Genomic DNA, 23,868 nt, shown 5'->3' with positions numbered 1-23,868 from the left:
CACGTAACATAACAAAAGCCATCCAACATAATTAGACGGCTTTTGCATATTATTCTATCGTTTCAACTTCACGTGGATTTTTCATCTCTTCCACATACACCACTCTAAATCCGTGATCTTCTAAATCTTTCAATAACGTCTCTAATTCACCATCGTTAAACTCTTCTCCTAATGTAAACATAATTCTACGAACTAATAAGGCATCGTTATCAAAAGTCATTAAACTTTGGATACCTGTATATTTTTTTAATACTGTCGATAATTTTTGAATAGCCCCATTATAATCTTGTGTCCCAATCATGACAGAATATTTACTAGAATGAACGCCCCAGGCATCTTCTAATAGCTCAAAAACCTTTTTATGCGTTAAAATCCCAAGAAAGACTCCTTTTTCATCAACTACTGATAAATAAGGTAATTTCTTTATTGTAAAAAATACTTTAAAGAACGAAGAGTCTTCTCTGACATATCCTTCTTTATCGTTTAATAATCGTAATACATTTTCTTCCAGAGAACCTTTATATTCTAAAATATCTACTTTATATATATTCCCTAAATATTTCTCTTTTTTTTCATCTAAAACTGGTACACAACGATAACCAGTTTTATTTAAATGTTCTAGTGCTTCCCCTATCGTAATTGAACTTGAGCAAAATAAAACTTCCCTTTTCGGCACATAATTCCCTTTAATCCTCATAAACAGCCTCCTTATGTTAAAATACTTTCTGTGCCATAACTATATTATATTTTCAGAAAAAAATAAATAATTTATTTTATTTTTCTGAAAATTATTCATTTTCTTGTCATAATTTATTCACCTTTCATTCAATTCTATCCACTACAATACTAAACTTCTTTAAGAAAAATATATTGTAACTTACTCCGAAAAAAGCTAAAATAATAATAAGAATTTTCTGAATATTCAAAGAGTAGGTGGTTACATGTCTTTATTGCGCTCACACATATATAAATTTATCGTTGGTGTTCTCATTATATTTATCATTAGTCCTATTCCAGCTTTATTCATTACACATAAATACTCATACATCACCGGCTTTATAAGCATTTTCCATAACTTCGCACAACTTTCTTCGATGACAATTCCAAAGATTGATTGGATGCACGAATCTATCTTTTTCTCAGCAAATCAGATAGTACATACTGCTAATCAATCAACACCGTTATTCCCTTACATGTGGGAAATATATTTTTTATCGATTGTTCGTTTTACCTTTACTCTTGCAATCGGATTCTTCATCAGCTTAGGGATTGGCCATTTATTTTTTAAAGCACCTCAATCGGTTAAAAAGTTCACTTCTTTATTAAGATGGATTCCTTATTCTTTATGTACTGTATTATTACAATGCGCAGTCTTATTACTACTCCTATACATCACAAAATTTATAAAGATTCCTTACTACTCATCTTTTATCATCGTTTGTAGTACTTCCATGATTATCGTTATGCAAGCAATAAAAAAATGGATTCCTTTCTTAAGTAATACAAATGAATATGAAATAAAACAAGCTTCTTTCCTTGTAGATACATTGTTTTTAGCGCTTACTTCGAATCATAAATCTATTTTAGGTTCCATTATTCTTTCATTCGTTTTTATGGAATGCGTTTTTCACGCAAGTGGACTATTGCAATTTATCGTTCAATTCGGCGGAAATGCACCTATTATTGTTACAATTAGCTTATTACTTTTGTATATCCCGTATTGTATACTCTCATTCCTTCAAACGCTATGGACGACAAACCACTTTAAACAACAATCATACGCTTTAACGAGAAGTATTCCAAAACCTTAATTTGAAATAACCCTCTAGAATCTGAAAGTAGAGGGTTATTCCTTTTGTATAGCGGACAAAATAACAGCAAATTCAAAAACCATTGCAGAAACATACCAATATTTACCCTTTTTCTTTGACTATTCTTTTCATTTGGATTTATTATAAAAGTATAACATAATTGCAGGAGGTGACATCTTTATTCCAAGCGACGGAATAGAGAATACACTTGGACATATTAAATATTTTTCTCATCATTGTACTTATCCTTATTTCCGGCTTTTTCGTTGCATCAGAATTCGCTGTTGTAAAAGTACGAAAAAGTCGAATTGACCAGCTTGCAAATGAAGGCAATAAACAAGCTTTAGCTGCAAGAAGTGTCATATCTAATTTAGATGTTTATTTATCAGCTTGTCAGCTCGGGATTACAATCACTTCTTTAGGGCTTGGTTGGCTTGGTGAACCGACTGTGGAACATTTACTACGACCGCTCTTTGAAAAGATTAATATTACTGGAGCAATGGCAAATACTTTATCCTTTATTATCGCTTTTAGCGTGATTACATTTTTCCATGTTGTATTAGGTGAATTAGTTCCAAAGTCTTTTGCAATTCAAAAAGCAGAGGCAATCACACTTAAGTTTGCACGACCACTTATTTTATTTGATAAAATTATGTACCCGTTCATTTGGTTACTTAATAGTACGGCTATCTTTTTCACAAAACTACTCGGTTTAGAACCTGCGAAAGAAAATGAACTGGCCCATTCTGAAGAGGAACTACGACTCATTTTAGGTGAAAGTTTCAAAAGCGGCGAAATAAATCAAGCCGAATATAAATATGTAAATAATATTTTTGAATTTGATGATCGAGTTGCGAAAGAAATTATGGTCCCTCGTACAGAAATGATTTGCTTATCTACTGAAAATACGTTAGAAGAAAATATGGATATCGTCGCAACTGAAAAGTATACACGCTACCCTATCATCGAAAAAGATAAAGATGATATTATCGGTATGATCAATACGAAAGAAGTATTTCATGATCAAACGAAAGGCATTCATAAGCCACTTGAATCTTACATACATCCAGTACTAACTGTCTTTGAAACTGTTCCAATTCGCAAAACGTTAGTTCATCTACAAAAGAATCGCGTTCAGATGGCAATCGTTATGGATGAATATGGTGGTACGGCTGGACTTTTAACAATGGAAGATATTCTCGAAGAAATTATTGGAGAAATTCAAGATGAGTTTGATGTGGATGAATCACCTATGATTGAAAAGCGTACGCCGAAGCTTACTGTTTTAGACGGTAAGGTGCTCATTTCTGAAGTGAATGATATGTTTGGCCTACATATTGATGATAGTGATTTAGATACAATTGGAGGTTGGCTCCTCTCTCAAGCAGTGGACTTAAATATTGAGGCTGGTTATTCCATTGAATTTGCCGGTTTTCAGTTTAAAGCACTAGAACTTGATGGACATCAAGTGAAAAAAATTGCGGTACATAAATTAGACACGAAGAAGGAGCTATAAAGTGACAGTATTATTAACAATCTGTATCATTGCCTGTTTTATTGTTTCATTTCTTGCCTTTATTTACCCTATCATTCCAGGCATACTCGCTGTCTGGGCTGGATATTTCATTTACCATTTCAGTATAAATGGTGGAGAACTAACAACTTCCTTTTGGATTATTCAAGTCATTTTCACACTATTCATTTTCGTTGCTGATTTTATTGCAAATGGATATTTCTTAAAAAAATACGGAAGTTCTAAATGGGGAGAACGTGTCGGTATGATTTCTATCATTGTCGGCTCTTTCTTTTTCCCACCATTCGGTTTAATTATCATACCGTTCTTATCGGTATTTATTACAGAACTCATGCATAAAAAAGCGCCAAAAGACGCCTTTCTAGTAGGAGTTGCTACTGTAGTTGGTTTTTTAAGCAGTACAGTAGCGAAAGCCATTCTCCAAATCATTATGATTATCATATTTGTATGTTATATCGTCTTTTAACCATCCCAATTGCGGGATGGTTTTTTAATAGGAAATACCTACTCGGCTATTCTCATATTTGTTTTTACTACATAGATTCCACGTAAATTGCGCTGTATCACCAACTGTTATTTTTGCTCCTCCTTCTGGTAATACATCTTTTTCAGTTCGATATATACCTGTCACATCACCGTCAATTAAATGCGTCGGACAAACGACCGTCCAGCATAAATTACTACTACTAAGTATCTTATATGCAGCTAAATGATCTTCTGCTGCTGTTGTCGACTTTCTCTTTGATTCCGTTGATTGAAAACGATATAAATTTAGATTTGTTCTTGCTTGTAAAATACCGGCTGTTCCTATTGTAATGATTTTACGAACTCCTTCTTCTTCCATTTTCTTTATAATTTGTGGCATACTCTTCGCTAACGTCCCATTTTGATCCGTTCCAAGTGCACTAATTACTATATCGCTTCCTTCTATCGCTTTCTTTATATCATTTTCATTTAATACATTACCTTCTATAACTCGTAATCTTTCATGGTTTATTTCTACTCTACTTGAATCACGCGCTAATGCAGTCACTTCTGCTGAATCTTTTAATGCTAATTTCATTATGTTTGAACCTACTCGCCCTGTTGCTCCCAATATGCACACTTTCATTTGTTTTCCCCCTCTTTCATTCTTTCTCTATTTTTCAATAATCTCAATCAATTTACAACAAAAAAGCTTCCTCACATAAAAGAGGAAGCTCTATTATTACATTATTTCTTTTCTTTAGAATCCGTAGACTTCTCAGTTCCACTTGTTTCTTTATCCTTTTTATCCTCTTGTTGTGTTGTTGTATCGTCTTCTTTCTTCTTGTCCTCACCTTTACTACAACCTACCATTAATAAAGAACTTGCAAGTGCCATAGCAGTTAATGATTTAACCCATTTTTTCATTTGCGTTTCCTCCTTTTGATAGAATATGTACAATCCCATATTACTCTCTATTTTTAAAGGAAAGATTGAAAAATAGTAAATAAACGGTAAATATTTGTAAATTTTCTGATAATATATATAGTCATTTTTTCTCCACAAAAAGTAAAAAACTAAGGCGCCTATCTTTCCGCCTTAGTTTCTTATGCAAACTTCTCCTTTTCATATACATGTTTAATCTTATACTCTTTCTTCACGACATATTGCCATACACTATAGGCATAACGATTCATTTTCAGGAAGCAGTTTTCTAAAAACGAGCGAAATTCTGGATTTGCAACTTCAACTGCCACTTGAGCAAACTTTAACGCTAACCGTTTCAAATGCGAAATATAACAAGTTGCAATATAAATATCACCTGTATATTTACTATCAGTTTCCTTTTCCATTTCATGAAAATGAAATGAAATTGGTTCACAAGTTATATGCTGTACATTCTCTCCTTCTTGAAAATTCACTTGTTCATTATATGCTTGCAACATATATGGTAAATGATGCTGTAATAGCTCCTTTAATTCTTCGTCTCTTACCTGTCCTGTATACTCCCCAACCTTATATATAAGCATATAACTATACCTCATCAATTCTTTCATACAATCCATGAAAGTGCCTCCCTACTTTTTGTCTATATGCTATAAATATGATGCTATAACATTTGCTATTCTTGCTAAAAACCAATCCCATTTACTAATTTTCTCAAAATCTTCTTCCGAAAATCTTTTTGATTTATGGAAGTCTTCTTTTAGTCGATCCCATACGTCAGCAACAACTGTTTTATCATATACGACACAATTAGATTCACAATTTAAATAAAAACTTCTATTATCAAAATTCGCTGTACCTATATCAACAATTTCTCCATCAATGATTGTTACTTTCCCGTGAAAAAAACCATTCCGATATTGATAAATCTCCGCTCCAGCATGGTTCATCTCTCTCAAATACGGGTAGGCAGCTTGTTTTAACAATACTGCATCACTTTTAAATGGTACGAGAATTTTCACATTGACACCGCGGTTTAATGCACCTTTTAACTCTTTCATCATTTCTTTACTTGGTACAAAATATGGTGTAGCAATAATTAAAGACTTTTTAGCCTGCTTTAAAAGCGCTCCATATTTTTCCCATAACCCTTTTCCATCTGAAAATAAATATTGATATTTTACATTCCCAATTGCAGGTAGACTTTCATGTACAGGCATTTTTTCTCCTGTATCTTCTTTCCAGTCAGCAGCAAATTGTCTTTCCATATCCGTGGCACCATTCCCAATGACTCGCACATGATAATCACGCCACGGGCCAAATTTCGGATCTTGTCCAAGATATTCCTTTCCGATGTTAAAGCCGCCGATATATGATGCTTTTCCGTCTATCGTAACAATTCGTCTATGGTTTCGCTGATGCAACGAATAGAATAAATGTTTCAATTTAGGTTTTTTACTAAACGTAAACTGGACACCGTTGCTTTGTAGTTGACGAATTGTCTTTTTCTTCAGCTTATATCCACCTATTCGATCGACTGACAATTTCACTTCTACTCCGCTAGATGCCTTTTTCTCGAGCAACTGTAAAAACTCTTTGCTTATTTCATCTTTACCTACAATATAAAAATGGATATATATGTACTTCTCCGCATTACGTATATCCTCAAATAAATTCGTATATAACTCTTCACCGTTCGTATACAGTTGAAATTCACCTAATCGAACTTGTCCTACTTCATATTCACTAGCCATTTTTTTCCCCATTTCCACATCGATGTTCATCCAAATGAATACACCTATTACACAAAGGATTACAACGAAAAAGTGTTTCATGGATATTTTCCTTTCTCCACTTACTGTTATTTCTATATCTTCCCTTTTTTAATACAATATCATTCAAGAAAATATGTCATTGCATGATATATGTCCATATCAAACGATAGCTCATTTGCATATTGTATGTTGTATCTTAAAATAAAAGGAGGAAATAACAATGGGCTTCGCACATGGTAATGGATTCGCGCTATTAGTCGTATTATTTATCCTCTTAATCATCGTCGGTGCTGCTTGCTTCTGCTAAGTAGTTACAGTCATATGATATGTGGATGAAAAAACTATAAAAGCGGACACCTATTGTTAGGTGTCCGCTTTTCATATGAAAAACATTTCAGTCCGTTATAATACCTTTAACGACTTAATATTCAACTTAAAAAGTTAGTAATGTGGCTACTTTCTTACTCTCCGCCTTACGTATATGACGTTGTTCTGCACGCAATACAGCAATGCGATGTAATTCTTTCTCTTCTTCTGTTTCAGGAATTACTCGAGGAACTGGAACTGGATTGTTCTCCTTACTAAGTGCAACAAAAGTAACAAATGACGTTGCTGCGATGCGCTTCTCACCTGAAATTAAATCTTCTGCTACTACCTTCACAAATACTTCCATAGACGTTCTACCCGTCCAAATTACAAAGGATTCATAACTCACACAATCGGTAGAACGAACAGGATGTAAAAAATCTACCCAATCCATAGATGCTGTGACGCATTCTTTTCTTGCATGCCTCGTCGCTGAAATAGAAGCAACCATATCCATCTCGGCTAATATCTTTCCACCAAATAACGTATTATGATCATTTAAATCTGTTGGAAATACTCGGCTCGTTTTGAACACCCTTGATTCATTGGCTGTTTTCCCCTTTACTTCTGTCATTGTTATCACCCCTTTAATGATGTATCCCTAATATCTCAATAATCACTATACTAAATGAACTACACGTTTAATATTAACAACATTCAGAACTCTTAGTCCATAAAAAAGAACCGATGTTATCAATCGGCTCCTCTAAATACATATTGCTCTTTCGGTTGTTCAACTTTATTCCATTTCGTTACTTCTAAAACAGGAATATTCGCATGGAATGGCTGATAAAATTCCGTTGATATTTCTCCTTCAACTTGAATCCAATCATCATTGGTCCATTCTACCCCTTCTGGCTTTTTCACTAACATACCATATACACCAGAATCCGCTACACAATGTATAATACCGAAACGGAATAAGAAATATTGTTCTTTTTTAGAAGAATCATCTTTGAAAACAAACCCTTTAAAAGATAATTTCTTCCCAGTAAACTCGCCAGGGTAATTATAAATTGTTTCCATACCTTTTAGGAAGTTCTCATCATTTAAAGTAACACTATCTTTCGTTACAAACTCTTTCTTTCCTTTTTCCATTACACCACGGTATCCTTCTTTTCCGTAATATATACTCGTGTCAGGCCTTAAAAATTGCCTTCTCATAAATGGATCTGTACTTTCCGCTTGCGCAACAGGAAAATGAAATCCTTTCGCCTTAACAATATCTGAATCTAACGTTGCAATCGGGAAAAACAATCCTGAGACAATTGGAAAACAAAACAATGTGTATGAAAATGCTTTTTTCCACCATGTGTTCTCATCTCTTGAATGGTCATGTCCGCAATGGCTATGATCACAACTACAATCCTGTTTTCCTTGTTCTTTCTGATGTTCTTTTTGGAAAACGATTATAATTTGAACAACAGTTAAAAAACCTAATATAATAGCTGCTGTTTTTGATAAGTAGGCATACTTCATATTAATATACTTCGTAATATTACCTGAAATATGAAGCTGCGCGATTAAGATTGTAAAACCTAATAATATATATGCTCGAAACATAACCTACCACCCCATCGCATAAATGAGTAGTGAGCTTGCATAAACAACAAGTGTAACTGTAACTGTAACGACAATTACAAATTTTGTTTTAAATGTCGCAAGCATCATAAACATATTTTTAATATCCACCATCGGTCCATATACGAGGAACGCGACAAGTGACGCTGTTGAAAATGTACTTTGGAATGACGAAGCAATAAATGCATCTGCTTCTGAACAAAGTGATAAAATGTAAGCAAGTCCCATCATAACAGCTGGTGAAGAAAACGGCCCTTGTCCTATAGCAAGAAGTGTTGAAGTTTGTACGAACGTTTGAACTGCTGCTGCAATTAACGCACCTAATACTAAATATTTCCCCATCGAGAAAAATTCCTCAACAGCATGCGTACATACATCCCACATTTTTTTACGTAATGGACGCTTATGATTCACTTCTGGGAAGTGATCATCTCGTAATTGATGTTCTTTAAACATAAATGATAATATAATTCCAACGATAATTGCTACGATAATCGCTACAATAGAACGATACCATACCATGTGCATACTACTTCCAAAGGCAACGTATGTTGCAAATAATACGACTGGATTAATGATTGGTCCAGTTAACATAAATGCAATCCCGGCATATGGCGGAACCCCTTTTCCGATTAATCGCCTTACAATCGGAACGATTCCACATTCACAGCCTGGAAACATCATCCCTAAAAAAGTAGCCATTAAAACAGACAGAAATCGGTTTTTCGGCATCCATTTTGCTACCATATCTTCTGTAACAAACATTTGAATGAATCCTGAAATAAATACACCAATGAGCACAAAAGGAAGTGCTTCGATCAATATGGAGATAAAGATTGTATTCATTTGCAGGAATGCTTTCGGTAATTGAAACAATTCCATGATGTATTTCCTCCAACTTTTCATTAACAATATGTAATTTTAACCCTATTTCATTAATTGAACAAGACTTATACGAAATTCCCCTCTATCATATACATTACATTTCATAAGCTATATTCTATTCAAAACTTTCGATTTCATAGCAAAAAAGCTGCTCTAGCGCAGTTATATAACTATGCTAGAGCAGCTTTCTTATCGTTAAAAGTAACGTTTCTTCCAAAAAACAAATGCTAATGTGAAAGATAGTGTTACACATATTATAAGTACAATTACAAAACCGTGCGCTTCCCCTTCAAACGGAACTTTTACGTTCATTCCAAAGAAACTAGAAACCATCGTTGGTAACGATAAAATGATTGTAATAGACGTTAACAGTTTCATAACACTATTTAAGTTATTTGATATAACGGAACTAAAAGTATTCATCATTCCACTTAAAATGTGACTATATATTTCCGCCATTTCAATAGCCTGTTTATTTTCAATTAATACATCTTCTAATAAATCTTGATCGTCTTCATACATTTTTAAAAATGTACTGTTACGCATTAACTTTTGAATTACGATTTTATTCGCCTTTAATGATGTGGTAAAGTAAACTAAACTTTTTTCAAGACCTAGCAATGTGAAAATCTCTTTATTTTTCATCGACTGATTTAATTGATGCTCTAAATCAATTGTTTTTCTGTTAATTTGCTTTAAGTATCTTAAATAATAAGTAGAAATCGTATATAAGAGCTGAAGTGCAAATCGTGTCTTTTTAAACGTATAAAATTCTTTAATACGTTGATTAATAAAACGTTCAAATATTGGGTTTTCCTCTAAACAAATTGTCACAAAACAATCTGGCATAACAATCATACCTATTGGAATCGTGTCATAAATCGAATTTCCTTCTTCATCATGTCTAACTGTTGGAATATCCACGATTATTAAAGTATTACTGTCTTCCTTTTCAATACGAGAACGTTCTTCGTCATCTAAAGGGTCTTTAATGAAATCTAAGTCTACATTTAAAGTTTGTACTAGATATTGAATTTCTTCTTCCGTTGGATGAAGTACATTAATCCAGCAACCCTTTTGCATTTCCTCAATCTCTTGTAGTTTTCCGTTTCGGTCTGTTAAATAAATATTTAACATACTATCACCCCGATTCTTTTTACATGTAGGAATCTACCTCTCTTACATAACAGTTTTGGAACCGCCATTCTCAGCATATGAAACATACGTTTAAATTTCAATAGAAAAATTATTTTGAAAACGTTTTTACAAGAAAAATATTTTAAACAAAGAAAAAGACAGAGCGCTCTCTGCCTTAAAAAGCTTATGTTGCCTTTATAACATATTTAGAAAGCATCCACAAGTTAAAGCCAACTGAAATCGTGTAACCAGCGTATGTTGAAATAATAAAACTTACATAATCGAAATACGGAAGCAATACAATATTTAAAACTATCTTTACAATAATGCCAATCACTAACCCTAGCACCGTTTTCTGTTGCTGATTGATTCCTTGGAGCATCGCAGCTGTTACTGTAAAAAGCGAAAATAGTATACAGGCAGGAGCGTAATACTGTAAAATAATACTTCCCATCTCTGGATCATTTCCGGCGCCGAATAAAAGAGTATATACCGGTTTTGCTAACATCATCATTCCAATCGCCGCTGGTACCGTAATACCTACTACTAATAGATTCGTCCTCGTAAAATGTTTGTACAGCAACTTCACATTTCCTGCTGTATAAGCTTTTGTCATCTCAGGTACGAGTGACATACTAAAAGCAGTCGCAACGGAAACTGGGATAAGTACAACCATCTGAACAAGTCCAATTATTGCATTAATCTTCTCTGCTTCTCCTTGCATATATCCCATTTGTATAAGCAATTTATTAATTGTAAATGTGTCAATCGTCTGATACAACGGAATTGCTAAACCAACCACAACAAATGGTATTGAATATGTAAAGAGCTCCTTATAGAGTGAGAAAAAAGATTTCGTTGTTTGTGGTATACTTGCCATTTCTTTTTTCTTTAAGTGCTTTCTCCTCCTTATGTAATACGCACTTAAAACAGTTAGTCCACCTATCGCTCCCATAAAAGCACCGAATGTTGAAATACCAACAGCTAGTGAGATAGAAGCTTTTAAAATATATATAACGACAAAGCTTCCTATCAAGATGGTTAATACCCGAAAAAATTGCTCTACAACTACACTTAGAGCAGAAGGCCCCATCGATTGGAACCCTTGAAAAAAGCCCCTTAATAAACTCATGACTGGTACAAGTATTAACGCAAAACTTACAATTTGAATATTAGTAGTGACCGCCGCTATACTATTCCCGGTTTGATCATTTCCATCGATTACAAGTTTAGCCAAATGCGGAGCTAGCATATACAACGTAAAACACGAAATAATTCCCATTATAAACATAAAAACAATTCCACTTTTCAGCACTCTCTTAACCGTATGATAATCATTTAGTTGATCATATTTTGATACCATCTTTGAAACTGCAAGTGGTAGTCCCATCGTCGCAATGCTGAGCATAATTGTATATGGACGATAAGCATACGTGTATAAAACATACCCACTCGTACCGACCATAGCTGTAAATGGTATAACATATATAAACCCTAACATTTTAGATATCATCGTTGCCATTGTTAAAAATATCGTTCCACGTATAAACGGTGACCCTTTCATCACATTCCCCCGCTACACTTTATTATTACACATTATGGACAACTCTTTTTTTTTAGAACCGAAACAAGTAAAAAAAGCCAATGAAAAATCATTGACTTTAACGCGCTGCTTTTTTCTTTTTGAAATACTTTAAACCGAAGTATAGAGCAATAAAGAGAATCGCTCCTATAATTATGTAATGTGTGTAATCAGATGCATATTCTTTAATATGTCGCCAATTTCCACCAAGCTTTTCACCTAAATATATAAATAGTATTGACCACGGAATAATCGCAACTACTGTATACAGTGTGAATAGTTTTAATGGCATCTTAGCTAATCCTGCTGGAATAGAAATTGCATGACGTACGACTGGGATAAAACGTGCCGAAAAGATTACGCCTGCTCCGTAACGCTTAAACCAATTTTCTGCTATGTCTAAATGGTGTTTATTAATAAGCAGATATTTCCCATATTTCTCTACAACTGGACGTCCTCCGTAGTATCCAAGCCAGTATAAAAAAATCTGTGCTAGCGTACCACCGATCGTTCCAGCAATAACTGCACCAACAAAACTAATTTTCTCCTCTGCCACTAAAAAACCGGCATATGAAAGTACAATTTCACTTGGGATAATTTCAATCATTAAACCGAGCGCTACCCCAAAATAACCTAAGCTTGCAAAGAACTGCAATAACTGATCTATTATGCTTGCTAACATTTTATTTTCTATCTCCTTTTTTCTTCACATACCATCCCATTATTACATAAAGGTTGCATTCTGCCAATATCTTCATTCCAACATTATTATCGGCATAAGCATTATTAATCTATTACTATTTCTTTCTGCGGTTCTTTTATGTAGGCAAACATTTGTTTAATTTGCTCTTCTGTATTTCTAGCAATCGATAAATTAGGCAGTTCATCCTCACCAAAAAACTCCACATCATCTGTTTCAATACTAGTTTTCTTTTCACCACCAATAATTTTACAGCCAATAAAAATTTTATATACATGCGTTGCTGAAGGCGATGGTTGATGTTTTTCTTTATCAAATATAGCGAGTAACTTAAAATGATCTACCTCATACCCTGTCTCCTCTAAAACCTCTTTTGCTGCTACTTCTGTCGGCGTATAACCGATATCAGCCCATCCACCTGGCAATGCCCATTTCCCATCACTTTTTTCTTTCACAAATAATAACTTTTCATTTTGAAAAACGACTGCTCTTATATCAACTTTAGGTGTTTGATAGCCTGTCTCGCTTGCAAATAACTTCTCTACAACTTCCCAATCTGTCTTAGTGTAATGTGACATCATCGAAATGGAAATATCCCGTAATTGTTGGAAACGTTCTATATCATACACATCCTTAGAATACGTTAAACCCGCTTGAGCTATAGATTGTATTTGTTTTGCCCACTCAATCCATTTTACTGTCATGTTTCCACATCCCCATTCTGTATTAAGTACATATTACATCAATTCTACCAATACATCTTTATTATACAAAAAAAGAGATTGATAATGTTCCAATCTCTTTCAAAATTAATCCAATTCATGTAAATGATCTTGTATATACTTTCTTCTTTTATTTATATATTCCTCAATCATATCAGCTTCTTGATCAAATGTTTCTAATTTTTCTTTCATATATGGATCTTGTAGTAAATAAGGACGGATCGATTCACACAAACTTTCTACTTTCGGCATCATAAATGAAACGGTAAATTGTTCTGCTAATATTTCTTCTAAAATACTTCGGTATTGTTTTCTAAATATAGGTATATCTAACAATCTTGCACTTAATGTGTTATAACCTTGAATACGAATATACTCATGATTAAGTGGTCTCCCTTGTACATCTCGCCCCCAAGTCGCATCATAATCCCACGGTATCACTTCAAATAAGTTCGTTTCATCGTTATGATATAGTGCATAGTTATGAACAAAACCATCAAAGTTTTGCGTAAAAATGACGCCAGCTAACCACCTTAAATATTTGTCTACATGCAAAAACTTTCCAATTTCTTTTTCATAAGATTCCCTTGACAAAGCGTTCGCTTGAAATACAAATTCACTCAGCTGTTCTTCACTATTTTCATTCGAATATTTAAATTCATAACCTGCAAAAAGCTCGGTCTTAACATCTTTATCTCTCTCACTCATTAAAGAAAAATTCGCATCATCATCTATCGCATAATAAATAGAACCACTCGGTAATCCTCTATTTTTCAAAAAATTTTCATCCACTGATTCTAACTGTAAATATACACCTTGAATTTGCCCATTAATTTTTATAAACACATGTTGTGATTTCGGTGAAAGTACACCAATATCATGAAAAAAGTCTAAAGATAATTTATTTCGTATGAGAGACGGATCCATAAACTCAGAATTTAAATGAAACTCTTTCGCACCTTGAAATTTTTTCGGTTTATAAAACATAACATGATAAGATTTCTTCTCAAATTCACGAATATGAGCACCCCGATATACGATATCAATGTCATACTTCTTTTTTCCATAAGTTAATTTTGCTGGCACTGGACTGTCTGACCAAATGTCTTTTTTCAATTCCACTAGGTTCATTGGATGAATAAAAAAATCATATGAAGGTAGCATATTTTCACATCCCTTCTCAGTTCTCTTCATTCAATGTATGCACTTTGCCTTGTCCATACATCCGCTATCAACCATTTATATAAAATTACACTCTTGTCCTGTTCAGAAAGATACCTATATACATATCCTGTTAATGAAAAAGAATACCTTTTCACCTGAATACATGATAAGGAGGATTTCTATGAAACGTGATATTAGAAAAGCTGTTGAGGAAATCAAAAGTGCGGGGATGGAAGATTTCTTACATCAAGATCCAAGTACGTTTGATTGTGATGATGATTGCACTACAAAAATAGACTGTAGCGAAGATTGTAACTGCCCTACAACAAAATGCACTCGCGTGAAACATTGTACGTTCGTTACAAAATGTACGCATGTTAAAAAATGGACATTTGTTACGAAATGTACGCGTGTTCGCGTTCAAAAATGGACGTTCGTTACGAAAGTAACACGTAGAAAAGAATGTGTGTTAGTTACAAAACGCACTCGCAGAAAGCATTGTACGTTCGTTACAAAATGTGTACGCTTTGAAAAGAAATTTTACTGGACAAAACGATGTTACTGTAAAAAATGCGAATTCTTCCCTAATGGACACGGTGGCTCTTGCGACGATTCGTGTGACGATGGAAAGAAATGGAACGATTGCAAAGGTGGCGGACATAAATTCCCATCTTGCAAAAACAAGAAATTCGATCACTTCTGGTACAAAAAACGCAATTGCTAGTTTTTCATACAAAAAAGGCCGTTTTCACGGCCTTTTTTGTATGCTTACTGAAAATGACTTATATCTGCAAATTGCTTCACTTCACCTTTATCTTCTTCAAATTCTATAATACTCAAACTAGCACTATGCATAAATGGATCATCCCACACATTTTCTATTTCAATACCTGCAAAATGTCCTACAAGTAGCTTTGCCGCTGCCGCATGAGAAACAATTAATATACTTTCTCCTTTATGCTTTTCTAAAAGAATCTGCATCCCCTCAATTACCCTTTTATGAACAGCCTCAAAATTTTCTCCTGATGTTGACTGAAAAAGATGTGGTTCATACCAAAATAACTGTATGTCGTCTGGGTATTGCCTTTCTATATCATCAATGGTCTGTCCTTCCCATATACCCATGCTAATTTCATAGAAATGCTCATCCGCGATTATTGGTATATCACGTTCTCCCTTTATTAACTCTGCAGTATGAAGGGTTCTTTCACTCGGACTACTATAGATCGCATGAATAGATAAATCTTTCATTCGCTCTCCTAATTGCTTAGCTTGCAGTATACCATTTTCAGTTAAAGCAGAATTTTTCCGTCCTTGCATTCGCTTCGCTACATTCCATTCCGTTTCACCATGCCTTGTTACATATACCGTTGTCTTCACTTCAATTCCCCCTTACCATGTTGGCCGCAATTCCCACGGTTCTACTCGTCCTACAATCCATTCATTACATTTACTTTCAATTCCTTTTATTACCCCATCCGATATTTCTTCATGAGTAAGCCATCTTGCGTATGTATCTTCTAATATAAAACCTAAAATTATTCTATGATAGCTACATCGCGTACCGCCTATTTTTTGTGAGGCTATTCTCGATGCTTTATTGCCTAAAATATGAAAAACTTCGTATGTTTCAGACGACAAGTCTAATTCTCTACAAATAAGTGATAACGCATCTTTTGCACTTGAGTGTATCCATGCGACAACTAATGTTATTGGGCCATTCCGCTCAATTGTGCTTTTAATAGCTACCTTTACATCGTCATCATTATGATAATCTAACGGAAGGCATGTGATATTTTCTGGTATAGCACTCTCTCGTTTAACATTTTCTAATTTCACTTCATCTCTTCCAATAATAGAAACATGAAACTCTTGCTCACAAAGCCACATAGACACCCTCTTTAGCATTCCTGTTCCACCAATTACTAGCGCATGCAACTTCTTTTCCTCCTTAGTAAAATGTCATATGAGGTTTATCTTCCCTATAATAATTAAGTCTGTCTTGCAATGTCCCTGAATGAAATTCAAACTTATGCCCGTCTGGGTCAACAAAATAGATAGATTCACAATCCCTTACATCACGTTCTCTTCCTTTTAAAATATGAACATCATTTTCTTCTAATCGCTGCAGTAGACTTTCAAAGTCTTTCTGTTCAACAGAAAACGCAATATGTGTATAAGATTGATAAATCTCATTTCTCGGAATATGTATTTCTTCATTAAGTGCTACCCATACTCCACATATATTAAAATATGCAAGTTTTCTTCCTCTAACTAATAATTCTCCTTCCAATACTTTTTCGTAAAATTCAATAGAATCTTCTAGATTAGATACTGAAAAACAAAGATGATTGATTCCGTTTAACAACTATAATTCCTCCTATACAAATAAAAGATGAGCGAAAATTCACTCATCTTTTATTATACTATTTTTTTGTAATATATGCCCACTTATAACTGAAGTCCCCACCAAACGTATGATTCGCAATACCTTTTACGTACGGTTTCTCTAAATATGCTGTACTTTGTTGATACGTAGGAGAAATGGCAGCATCTTGACCAATTAAGATTTTTTCCGCTTCTGCAAGTGCATTCCAGCGTGCTTTATCATCTTTTAATAGTTCTCCTTTTGACTTCGCTACTAACTCATCATACTTCGGATTAGAATAATCCATTTCATTAAATGAGCTTCCAGTAACAAACATATCAATATAAGTCATTGGATCTGGATAGTCTGGACTCCATGCAGATAAAGAGAATTCATATTCAAATTTCTTTTCTAAATCTAACTTCTGTTTATATGGCTGTTGTTTTAAATTCACTTTAATACCAGGTAAATTTTTCTCTAACTCTTCTTTAATAAAGTCTCCTACTTTTTTACGACTACCGTTATCATCATTTAGTAATTCGACTGTAATTGTATCTTGGCCAAGTTCTTTCTTTGCTTCTTCCCATAACTTTTTCGCTTTTGCTGCATTATCTTTACTGTCACGGAAATTTTTATTTACAGTACGGAAATCTTTCCCATCTGGTCCTGTCGTAAATTTTTCAGGTACTAAGAAATATGCTGGCAATGATCCGTCATTTAAAATAACATTTGCAATTCCTTTTTTATCATATGCTAGGTCAATTGCTTCACGAACTTTTTGATTTTTAAAAGTTGCATTTTTTTGGTTAAATCGTAAGAAATACATACGTGGATCTAACTTCGTTTTAAATTCATCTGGCTTATTCTTTTTATATTTATCAACAAATTCAGAAGTTAAAATAACACGGTCCGCTTGATCACTATCATATAAATTTACTCCTGTGCTTGTTTCCTTCACAATATTCACATTAATTTCTTCTAACTTCACAGTATCTTTATCCCAATAATTAGGGTTTTTCTTTAACTGATAACTTCTTTCATGTTTCCATTCACTCATCGTAAACGGTCCATTATATAATAATTTATCTGCTTCTAATCCGTATTTATCTCCTTGTTCTTTCACATATTTTTCATTTAAAGGGAAGAATGTTGGGAATGAAGTAAGCTCAAGGAAATATGGTGCTGGTTGTTCTAATTCTACTACTAACGTTTTATCATCCTTCGCTTTCACTCCTAATTGATCTAACGGTAACTCTCCTTTATTTACTTTCTGTGCATTTTTCACATCAAATAAAATAAATGCATACTCAGCTGCCGTTGCTTTATCTAATGTACGTTGCCATGCATATACAAAATCTTGTGCTCGAACTGGATCACCATTTGACCATTTCGCATCACGTAATTCAAATGTATATGTCTTTTTATCTTCACTAATTTTCACGTCTTTTGCCATACCTGGAGTTGGTTTATTATCCTTATCCAAGCGATATAATCCTTCCATTGCATTTACAAAGGCACGGAATGATACAGAGTCTGTTGATTTTGACGTATCCATTGAAGGAATTTCTGCTGTTTCTAGTAAGTTTAATACTTGCTTATCTGCTACCCCCTTACCTGCTTCTTTCTTCGTTGTAGATGCCTTCTCCCCATTTCCGCAACCTGCAACTAATACGCTAGTCGATAATGCAACTGCAGCAATCGTTGTTGCCTTTCTCTTCATTGTTCCTTCCCCCAATCTATATGTATAAAGTGAAACTTTAATCAGTGGGGGGTATTCATCCCCACTGATTATTAGTTGAACCAATCGGGCTTTTATGGGCAGTTGCCCCCCACCTAACTTCTTTGCTTTGACTGAATTTTGAGGTGGGGGTCTTACTGCCCATTAAAGCGGGATAAATGAAAGCCAGTATAATACATATTATTATACAAAAGATTCAGATTATTTCAAATATTATTTTCGTATATACAAAAAAAGAAGCGGATAGAGAGCTCTACTATCCACTTCTTTTTCTATTTCTTTTACTTGTAATCCATCCTCTATGTCAAATGGATTTTGAACTTTAAATATTTCGTCCATTATCTTTAAAAATTCTTCCTCATTTTTAGATTCGCCATTAATCATAAGTGAGTATGGCTCGATCTCACCCAATTTATAATCAACAACAAATTGGATCGTAACCTTTTTCTTCGACATATCCGGACTATCCCCTTGGAACTCTACCAATTCTAATCCTTCAGTGCCACGATAATATGCCCAACCCGGATTTCTAAAATAATTTTCAAACGATTCACCAATTGAAAAGAATGGATATTCATATAGCGAGCTTGTACGCACTTTTTGAATAATATCTCGATCAGTCGGAAAAAAGAAATGGCTGATAAAAATACTAGCAACCGCTAAAATCGTAACAATTGTTGCTCCCATTTTACTCGTTCCACCACTATCACGAATGAGGTACTTTTCAACCAATTCATCTTGAATTTCTCGTGCTTTTATTCGATATATACGCCTTTCTGCAAATTGATAATATAATCCATTCGCAAAAATCGCCATTCCAAATAAAATAAAAACGAGTAATAGAAACGTAAGAGGCACCATATTAATGATCGGCAATGCTACGTTGAAGCCCATATAATAAGAAAACGCATCACACGCTAATAATAACGATACAAATAAAGCTGCAGGTAAATAATACTTACGATATCCGAGCCAACCTACATTGAAAATAGCTGCCCAACCATTCCAGCTCCACCTAGCAATCCGCTTTTCCTCAAGCTCCCATTTCCTTTTGTAATACGGATATTGTCTCCCTACATATACTTCTAATTCCTTGTCTATTAGCGAACTTCCTTCACTCTGTTCAGTATGCAAAGTCCGCTGGCAACTTTCACAATTTAACTGATTTCCCTCGCAAAGTTGCCCACAATTTATACATTTCAAAACAATCCCTCTTCCCATCCATACGTCATTTCAAAATACCTTCGTGTTTTAATAACCACTCTTTCCTCCATAAACCGCCCGCATACCCAACAAGTTTCCCGCTCTTTCCTATTACACGATGACACGGAACGATTATTGAAATCGGATTGCGACTATTTGCTCCTCCTATGGCTCGTACAGCTTTCGTATTTCCTACTTTCTCTGCAATATCTAAATATGAAGCACTTACGCCATAAGGAATCGTATAGAGCGCATCCCATACTTTTTTTTGAAATGCTGTTCCCTCAGCAGACAACGGGACTGTGAACTCTTTTCTATTCCCCTTAAAATATTCATCTAGCTCATTTATACATTGATCTATCATTTCATTTATATGTTCTTCTTGTCTCTCATCAACAAATATAACAGACGTAATTCCTTTATCGTTCGCTGTAATTTCTAGCAAGCCTAATTCACTTTCATAATAAGCTTGGTACATATGTCATCCTCCAATTCAATTCATATTCATTATTGTAACACGAATAGACAAAATTTTTCGTATAAGCGTTTTATTCGAGAAACAAAAATGAGAATGATACAATGTAAGAAAATTCAATCTAGGAGGCTATTGGATGAATTACAAACTTTTTTCACCTTATACAATTAAAGATGTTACATTAAAAAACCAGATTGTTATGTCACCTATGTGCATGTATTCATCGGAAAACGGGGATGGCCAAGTAACGAATTTCCATCTCATTCATTATGGAACAAGAGCTGCCGGTCAAGTTGGTTTAGTTATGATTGAAGCAACAGCCGTGTTACCTGAAGGTCGAATTTCAAATAAAGACTTAGGCATTTGGGATGACAGTTTAATTGAAGGCTTACATAAAACGACAACTTTTATACACGATAATGGTGCAAAAGCTGCCATCCAACTCGCTCACGCTGGAAGAAAAGCAGAATTAGAAACAGATGCGTTAGCTCCTTCAGCCATTCCATTTAATGAAACAATGAAAATGCCAATAGAGATGAGCAAACACCAAATTAAAGATACTGTATTAGCTTTTCAGCAAGCTGCAGTACGATCCAAACAAGCTGGATTTGACGTTATTGAAATACACGGTGCTCACGGTTATCTTATTAATGAATTTCTTTCTCCACTTACCAATAAGCGGACTGATGAATATGGTGGTTCACCTGAAAACCGCTATCGTTTCTTACGCGAAATCATTGACTCCATAAATGAAGTTTGGAACGGACCGTTATTTGTCCGTATTTCAGCAAATGATTATCATCCTGACGGGTTAACAGTTCAAGATTATGTTCAGTATACGAAATGGATGAAAGAACAAGGAGTAGATTTAATCGATTGTAGCTCTGGGGCTGTTGTACCTGCACGCATCGATGTTTATCCTGGGTATCAAGTACAATATGCTAAACATATTAAAGAACATGCTAACATTGCAACTGGTGCAGTTGGATTGATTACGACTGGGGCACAAGCAGAGCAAATTTTAAATAATAACGAAGCAGATTTAATTTTTATCGGACGTGAGTTACTTCGCAATCCTTACTTCCCACGAATAGCCGCCAATGAACTTGGCTTTGAGTTAGAAGAACCGTATCAATACGAGCGAGCGCCTGGGAAAATCAGTACCAATAAATAAAACCGAGAAGCTTTTCTTCTCGGTTTTATTTATTCTATCGTTGTAATTTCATTCGAATTATAAATGTGGATACCTGATTCTTCTCGCAATGCAGTTATATACATCCCTTTTGCCACATCTTTAGCTGAAATTGGTTTATACTTTTTGAAGGCTCCTTTAAATATAAAAGGAATCATACGAGATAATTTTTCCGCCATTCGTTCACCAAAGCGAAATTCTTGTCGATTTCCTACTAATAAAGATGGCCTAAAAATGTGAATACCACCGATTACTAACTTTTGCAATTCCTCTTCCATTCTTCCTTTCACTTGTGAATAAAAGAAAAACGATTTAGGATTCGCTCCCATTGAGGACACAACAAGGAAATTTTGCACCCCTTGTTTTTCAGCTAAACAAGCCGCTCGTAACGTATATTCATAATCTACCTTTTTGAAATTAGCTTTCGTTTTTGCTTTTTTGATTGTTGTTCCTAGACACCTAAATACGTCATCTACAGCAAAGAACTCTTTATATTCCTCTAATGCCAAATAATCTACTTGCTTTTGCTGTAACTTTTCATGTTGCCATTGCATTGGTTCTCTTACAAAAATAGTAACCGAATCGTAGTAATCTGATTCAAGTAATAGACGCGTTATCTCTTGCCCAACTAAACCACTTGCACCAAGTACTAACGCTGTTCGCTTATTCATATATGCATATACCTCTTATTTTACTTTTCTCTCCTTTAGTAACATACAACTTTTAGGAGTTTCCTTCTCTCATTTTACCACAAGTAAAGCACTATGCGTACGCATAGTGCTTTACTCACTCTTTTTTCTCATCTTTCTCTCGTAATTTTGTTACGGTTGATGCATCTCCTAAATTACTTATTAATCTTCTTAAAAAAATTAAGACTACGGCTAATGGTAGTACTACCGCTAATATCAATAAAATAGCTTCCATTAAGTAACCCAAACACTCATCCCCCTCTATACCCTCCTTTCATATATATGAACACTGCGTTGTCACATATGCATGTATTTGCAAAAATAACACATCTATATTTGACAACTTTATAACAAAATCAAATCGGAATGATTATTATTTATTGCAACTTTATAAAAGATGTATTATACTAAGTTTGCAAACTAAAACGTAATTATTCCGTTTTGTATTAAAATGATATTTTTCTTCTATAATTGGGGAAAATATATCCGTAAAAAAAGAAAAGAGGAGAACTTCATGCCTAAAAGATTGACTATACTTTCATTCTTACTTATTTTCACTTTAATTTTTACTGGCTGCTCAAATACAAAAGAAGGTAATGCCAAGAAAGACGGAAAGCTAACTGTTTATACAACTATTTTTCCTCTTGCAGATTTTGCAAAAAAAATTGGTGGTGACTATGTAACTGTTGAAGCAATTTACCCACCTGGTGCAGATTCTCATACATTTGAACCAAGTCAGAAACAAACAGTACAAGTTGCAAAAGCCGATTTATTCGTTTATAACGGCGCTGAATTAGAACCATTTGCTGAAAAAATGGAAAAAACATTACAAAAAGAAAACGTTAAAATTGTAAATGCATCAAAAGGTATTGAACTGCGTACTTCTACTGAAGAAGAGCATCATGATCACGGAGACGGCCATAAAGAGGATGAACATCATCACGATAAAGACCCACACATTTGGTTAGACCCTACTCTAGCAATGAAACAGGCAGAAAAAATTAAAAATGCACTTGTAGCATTACAACCTGACCATAAACAAGAGTTCGAAAAAAACTTCGCAGCACTTCAAACAAAATTTACTGATTTAGATGATCAGTTTAAAGCAGCAGTTGCGAATGCAAAAACGAAAGATATTTTAGTTTCTCATGCGGCTTATGGATACTGGGAACAACGCTATGGCCTGAAACAAATTGCTATCGCCGGTATTTCAGCTTCTGATGAACCATCTCAAAAACAACTTGCTGACATTACAAAAACAGTAAAAGAACATAATCTAAAATATATTTTATTTGAAACATTTTCTACTCCAAAAGTAGCATCCGTTATTCAAAAAGAAACAGGTACAAAGATTTTACGCTTAAATCACTTAGCTACTATTTCTGAAGACGATGCGAAAAATAATAAAGATTACTTCACTTTAATGGAAGAAAACGTAAACACATTGAAAGAAGCTACTAACTAACCAACTTTTGATAAGAAGCTGAATACGACATTCAGCTTCTTTTTTATGTGTTTCTGCTTGACTTGACCAAA

The 23,868-nt window shown here is 34.3% G+C and carries 28 protein-coding genes; 7 read left to right on the top strand and 21 right to left on the bottom strand.

The features are described 5' to 3' along the window. Positions 1-49: 49 nt before the first annotated feature. Entirely contained in the window at positions 50-697 is a 648-nt protein-coding gene (gene cbpA, locus PDQ68_RS00655) for a cyclic di-AMP binding protein CbpA (protein WP_049113683.1), read from the bottom strand. 244 nt (positions 698-941) lie between these two features. Here cbpA and PDQ68_RS00650 point away from each other — a divergent pair, with 244 nt between their 5' ends. From PDQ68_RS00650 to PDQ68_RS00640, 3 genes are all read left to right on the top strand, one after another. Then, positions 942-1,811: a hypothetical protein gene (locus PDQ68_RS00650; RefSeq protein WP_016717281.1), complete on the top strand. Its 870-nt coding sequence runs from the start codon at positions 942-944 to the stop codon at positions 1,809-1,811. A 208-nt stretch (positions 1,812-2,019) separates the two neighbouring features. Beyond that, on the top strand, positions 2,020-3,327 hold the full coding sequence (locus tag PDQ68_RS00645) for a hemolysin family protein (RefSeq protein WP_061182979.1): 1,308 nt from the start codon (positions 2,020-2,022) through the stop codon (positions 3,325-3,327). Position 3,328: 1 nt separating this feature from the next. After that, complete coding sequence (locus PDQ68_RS00640; protein ID WP_061182980.1) at positions 3,329-3,811, top strand: DUF456 domain-containing protein; 483 nt, start codon at positions 3,329-3,331, stop codon at positions 3,809-3,811. A gap of 24 nt (positions 3,812-3,835) precedes the next feature. On the opposite strand, the gene PDQ68_RS00635 is transcribed toward PDQ68_RS00640, so the two are convergent. The 4 genes from PDQ68_RS00635 to cls form a co-directional block, all read right to left on the bottom strand. Further along, positions 3,836-4,456, bottom strand: coding sequence for an NAD(P)-dependent oxidoreductase (locus PDQ68_RS00635; protein ID WP_061182981.1), 621 nt, complete (start codon positions 4,454-4,456; stop codon positions 3,836-3,838). 101 nt (positions 4,457-4,557) lie between these two features. Beyond that, a complete protein-coding gene (locus PDQ68_RS00630) occupies positions 4,558-4,737 on the bottom strand; it encodes a hypothetical protein (protein WP_061182982.1) in 180 nt (59 codons plus the stop codon). A 179-nt stretch (positions 4,738-4,916) separates the two neighbouring features. Next, complete coding sequence (locus PDQ68_RS00625; protein WP_000340557.1) at positions 4,917-5,375, bottom strand: spore coat protein; 459 nt, start codon at positions 5,373-5,375, stop codon at positions 4,917-4,919. 30 nt (positions 5,376-5,405) lie between these two features. Then, positions 5,406-6,590 carry a cardiolipin synthase gene (gene cls, locus PDQ68_RS00620; protein ID WP_061182983.1) on the bottom strand — a complete coding sequence of 395 codons (1,185 nt, stop codon included), beginning with the start codon at positions 6,588-6,590 and terminating at the stop codon, positions 5,406-5,408. 160 nt (positions 6,591-6,750) lie between these two features. Here cls and PDQ68_RS00615 point away from each other — a divergent pair, with 160 nt between their 5' ends. Continuing rightward, the gene (locus tag PDQ68_RS00615) at positions 6,751-6,837 is read left to right on the top strand and encodes a YjcZ family sporulation protein (RefSeq protein WP_000505094.1); all 87 of its coding nucleotides are present in this window, start codon (positions 6,751-6,753) and stop codon (positions 6,835-6,837) included. A gap of 126 nt (positions 6,838-6,963) precedes the next feature. On the opposite strand, the gene PDQ68_RS00610 is transcribed toward PDQ68_RS00615, so the two are convergent. From PDQ68_RS00610 to cotH, 8 genes are all read right to left on the bottom strand, one after another. Continuing rightward, positions 6,964-7,470 (bottom strand): acyl-CoA thioesterase, encoded by a 507-nt coding sequence (locus tag PDQ68_RS00610; RefSeq protein ID WP_000141171.1) that lies wholly within the window; start codon positions 7,468-7,470, stop codon positions 6,964-6,966. Between the two features lie 119 nt (positions 7,471-7,589). Further along, complete coding sequence (locus tag PDQ68_RS00605) at positions 7,590-8,459, bottom strand: TIGR03943 family putative permease subunit (protein WP_061182984.1); 870 nt, start codon at positions 8,457-8,459, stop codon at positions 7,590-7,592. A gap of 3 nt (positions 8,460-8,462) precedes the next feature. Continuing rightward, positions 8,463-9,359, bottom strand: a complete 897-nt coding sequence (locus PDQ68_RS00600) for a permease (protein WP_000418724.1) — start codon at positions 9,357-9,359, stop codon at positions 8,463-8,465. Between the two features lie 198 nt (positions 9,360-9,557). Further along, on the bottom strand, positions 9,558-10,499 hold the full coding sequence (locus tag PDQ68_RS00595; protein ID WP_000932390.1) for a magnesium transporter CorA family protein: 942 nt from the start codon (positions 10,497-10,499) through the stop codon (positions 9,558-9,560). 184 nt (positions 10,500-10,683) lie between these two features. Then, positions 10,684-12,063, bottom strand: coding sequence for a putative polysaccharide biosynthesis protein (locus PDQ68_RS00590; protein WP_011040245.1), 1,380 nt, complete (start codon positions 12,061-12,063; stop codon positions 10,684-10,686). 97 nt (positions 12,064-12,160) lie between these two features. Continuing rightward, entirely contained in the window at positions 12,161-12,763 is a 603-nt protein-coding gene (gene uptA, locus PDQ68_RS00585; protein ID WP_000881210.1) for an undecaprenyl phosphate transporter UptA, read from the bottom strand. Positions 12,764-12,867: 104 nt separating this feature from the next. Beyond that, positions 12,868-13,485, bottom strand: coding sequence for an NUDIX hydrolase N-terminal domain-containing protein (locus PDQ68_RS00580; protein WP_061182985.1), 618 nt, complete (start codon positions 13,483-13,485; stop codon positions 12,868-12,870). A gap of 105 nt (positions 13,486-13,590) precedes the next feature. Then, positions 13,591-14,667, bottom strand: coding sequence for a spore coat protein CotH (cotH, locus tag PDQ68_RS00575; protein WP_016717275.1), 1,077 nt, complete (start codon positions 14,665-14,667; stop codon positions 13,591-13,593). Between the two features lie 181 nt (positions 14,668-14,848). On the opposite strand from cotH, the gene exsB reads away from it, so the two are divergent. After that, positions 14,849-15,391, top strand: a complete 543-nt coding sequence (gene exsB / locus PDQ68_RS00570) for an exosporium protein ExsB (RefSeq protein ID WP_061182986.1) — start codon at positions 14,849-14,851, stop codon at positions 15,389-15,391. Positions 15,392-15,435: 44 nt separating this feature from the next. On the opposite strand, the gene PDQ68_RS00565 is transcribed toward exsB, so the two are convergent. From PDQ68_RS00565 to PDQ68_RS00540, 6 genes are all read right to left on the bottom strand, one after another. Next, entirely contained in the window at positions 15,436-16,047 is a 612-nt protein-coding gene (locus tag PDQ68_RS00565; protein WP_000859178.1) for a phosphoserine phosphatase 1, read from the bottom strand. Positions 16,048-16,059: 12 nt separating this feature from the next. After that, positions 16,060-16,605 (bottom strand): short-chain dehydrogenase, encoded by a 546-nt coding sequence (locus PDQ68_RS00560; RefSeq protein ID WP_000543148.1) that lies wholly within the window; start codon positions 16,603-16,605, stop codon positions 16,060-16,062. Between the two features lie 13 nt (positions 16,606-16,618). Continuing rightward, entirely contained in the window at positions 16,619-17,035 is a 417-nt protein-coding gene (fosB, locus tag PDQ68_RS00555; RefSeq protein WP_000931692.1) for a FosBx1 family fosfomycin resistance bacillithiol transferase, read from the bottom strand. A gap of 58 nt (positions 17,036-17,093) precedes the next feature. Then, positions 17,094-18,755, bottom strand: a complete 1,662-nt coding sequence (locus PDQ68_RS00550; protein ID WP_000823005.1) for a peptide ABC transporter substrate-binding protein — start codon at positions 18,753-18,755, stop codon at positions 17,094-17,096. A gap of 231 nt (positions 18,756-18,986) precedes the next feature. After that, positions 18,987-19,976: a DUF2628 domain-containing protein gene (locus PDQ68_RS00545; protein ID WP_061182987.1), complete on the bottom strand. Its 990-nt coding sequence runs from the start codon at positions 19,974-19,976 to the stop codon at positions 18,987-18,989. Positions 19,977-20,001: 25 nt separating this feature from the next. Continuing rightward, positions 20,002-20,454, bottom strand: coding sequence for a methylated-DNA--[protein]-cysteine S-methyltransferase (locus PDQ68_RS00540; protein ID WP_000283887.1), 453 nt, complete (start codon positions 20,452-20,454; stop codon positions 20,002-20,004). 133 nt (positions 20,455-20,587) lie between these two features. Here PDQ68_RS00540 and namA point away from each other — a divergent pair, with 133 nt between their 5' ends. After that, positions 20,588-21,625 (top strand): NADPH dehydrogenase NamA, encoded by a 1,038-nt coding sequence (gene namA, locus PDQ68_RS00535; protein ID WP_061182988.1) that lies wholly within the window; start codon positions 20,588-20,590, stop codon positions 21,623-21,625. Positions 21,626-21,654: 29 nt separating this feature from the next. On the opposite strand, the gene PDQ68_RS00530 is transcribed toward namA, so the two are convergent. Together PDQ68_RS00530 and PDQ68_RS00525 are read right to left on the bottom strand one after the other, a co-directional pair. Further along, on the bottom strand, positions 21,655-22,314 hold the full coding sequence (locus PDQ68_RS00530) for an oxidoreductase (protein ID WP_270786557.1): 660 nt from the start codon (positions 22,312-22,314) through the stop codon (positions 21,655-21,657). A 115-nt stretch (positions 22,315-22,429) separates the two neighbouring features. After that, on the bottom strand, positions 22,430-22,579 hold the full coding sequence (locus PDQ68_RS00525) for a hypothetical protein (RefSeq protein ID WP_000540927.1): 150 nt from the start codon (positions 22,577-22,579) through the stop codon (positions 22,430-22,432). A gap of 267 nt (positions 22,580-22,846) precedes the next feature. Between PDQ68_RS00525 and PDQ68_RS00520 the strand changes: the two genes are divergently transcribed. After that, on the top strand, positions 22,847-23,797 hold the full coding sequence (locus PDQ68_RS00520; protein WP_001126183.1) for a metal ABC transporter substrate-binding protein: 951 nt from the start codon (positions 22,847-22,849) through the stop codon (positions 23,795-23,797). Positions 23,798-23,868 lie beyond the last annotated feature (71 nt).

The sequence above is a fragment of the Bacillus cereus group sp. Bc010 genome, assembly GCF_027716745.1.
In the GTDB taxonomy this organism is placed as follows: domain Bacteria; phylum Bacillota; class Bacilli; order Bacillales; family Bacillaceae_G; genus Bacillus_A; species Bacillus_A pacificus.
Note: the sequence above shows the minus strand (reverse complement) of the source record. Positions and strands in the feature narration are given on the sequence as shown.

Coding starts and splice junctions, on each gene's coding strand:
- PDQ68_RS00615 (WP_000505094.1), top strand. CDS start 6,751: ATGGGCTTCGCACATGGTAATGGATTCGCGCTATTAGTCGTATTATTT.
- namA (WP_061182988.1), top strand. CDS start 20,588: ATGAATTACAAACTTTTTTCACCTTATACAATTAAAGATGTTACATTA.
- cotH (WP_016717275.1), bottom strand. CDS start 14,667: ATGCTACCTTCATATGATTTTTTTATTCATCCAATGAACCTAGTGGAA.
- PDQ68_RS00580 (WP_061182985.1), bottom strand. CDS start 13,485: ATGACAGTAAAATGGATTGAGTGGGCAAAACAAATACAATCTATAGCT.
- PDQ68_RS00625 (WP_000340557.1), bottom strand. CDS start 5,375: ATGGATTGTATGAAAGAATTGATGAGGTATAGTTATATGCTTATATAT.
- uptA (WP_000881210.1), bottom strand. CDS start 12,763: ATGTTAGCAAGCATAATAGATCAGTTATTGCAGTTCTTTGCAAGCTTA.
- PDQ68_RS00610 (WP_000141171.1), bottom strand. CDS start 7,470: ATGACAGAAGTAAAGGGGAAAACAGCCAATGAATCAAGGGTGTTCAAA.
- PDQ68_RS00605 (WP_061182984.1), bottom strand. CDS start 8,459: ATGTTTCGAGCATATATATTATTAGGTTTTACAATCTTAATCGCGCAG.
- cbpA (WP_049113683.1), bottom strand. CDS start 697: ATGAGGATTAAAGGGAATTATGTGCCGAAAAGGGAAGTTTTATTTTGC.
- PDQ68_RS00630 (WP_061182982.1), bottom strand. CDS start 4,737: ATGAAAAAATGGGTTAAATCATTAACTGCTATGGCACTTGCAAGTTCT.
- PDQ68_RS00520 (WP_001126183.1), top strand. CDS start 22,847: ATGCCTAAAAGATTGACTATACTTTCATTCTTACTTATTTTCACTTTA.
- PDQ68_RS00600 (WP_000418724.1), bottom strand. CDS start 9,359: ATGGAATTGTTTCAATTACCGAAAGCATTCCTGCAAATGAATACAATC.
- PDQ68_RS00590 (WP_011040245.1), bottom strand. CDS start 12,063: ATGAAAGGGTCACCGTTTATACGTGGAACGATATTTTTAACAATGGCA.
- PDQ68_RS00530 (WP_270786557.1), bottom strand. CDS start 22,314: ATGAATAAGCGAACAGCGTTAGTACTTGGTGCAAGTGGTTTAGTTGGG.
- exsB (WP_061182986.1), top strand. CDS start 14,849: ATGAAACGTGATATTAGAAAAGCTGTTGAGGAAATCAAAAGTGCGGGG.
- PDQ68_RS00540 (WP_000283887.1), bottom strand. CDS start 20,454: ATGTACCAAGCTTATTATGAAAGTGAATTAGGCTTGCTAGAAATTACA.
- PDQ68_RS00650 (WP_016717281.1), top strand. CDS start 942: ATGTCTTTATTGCGCTCACACATATATAAATTTATCGTTGGTGTTCTC.
- PDQ68_RS00550 (WP_000823005.1), bottom strand. CDS start 18,755: ATGAAGAGAAAGGCAACAACGATTGCTGCAGTTGCATTATCGACTAGC.
- PDQ68_RS00635 (WP_061182981.1), bottom strand. CDS start 4,456: ATGAAAGTGTGCATATTGGGAGCAACAGGGCGAGTAGGTTCAAACATA.
- cls (WP_061182983.1), bottom strand. CDS start 6,590: ATGAAACACTTTTTCGTTGTAATCCTTTGTGTAATAGGTGTATTCATT.
- PDQ68_RS00595 (WP_000932390.1), bottom strand. CDS start 10,499: ATGTTAAATATTTATTTAACAGACCGAAACGGAAAACTACAAGAGATT.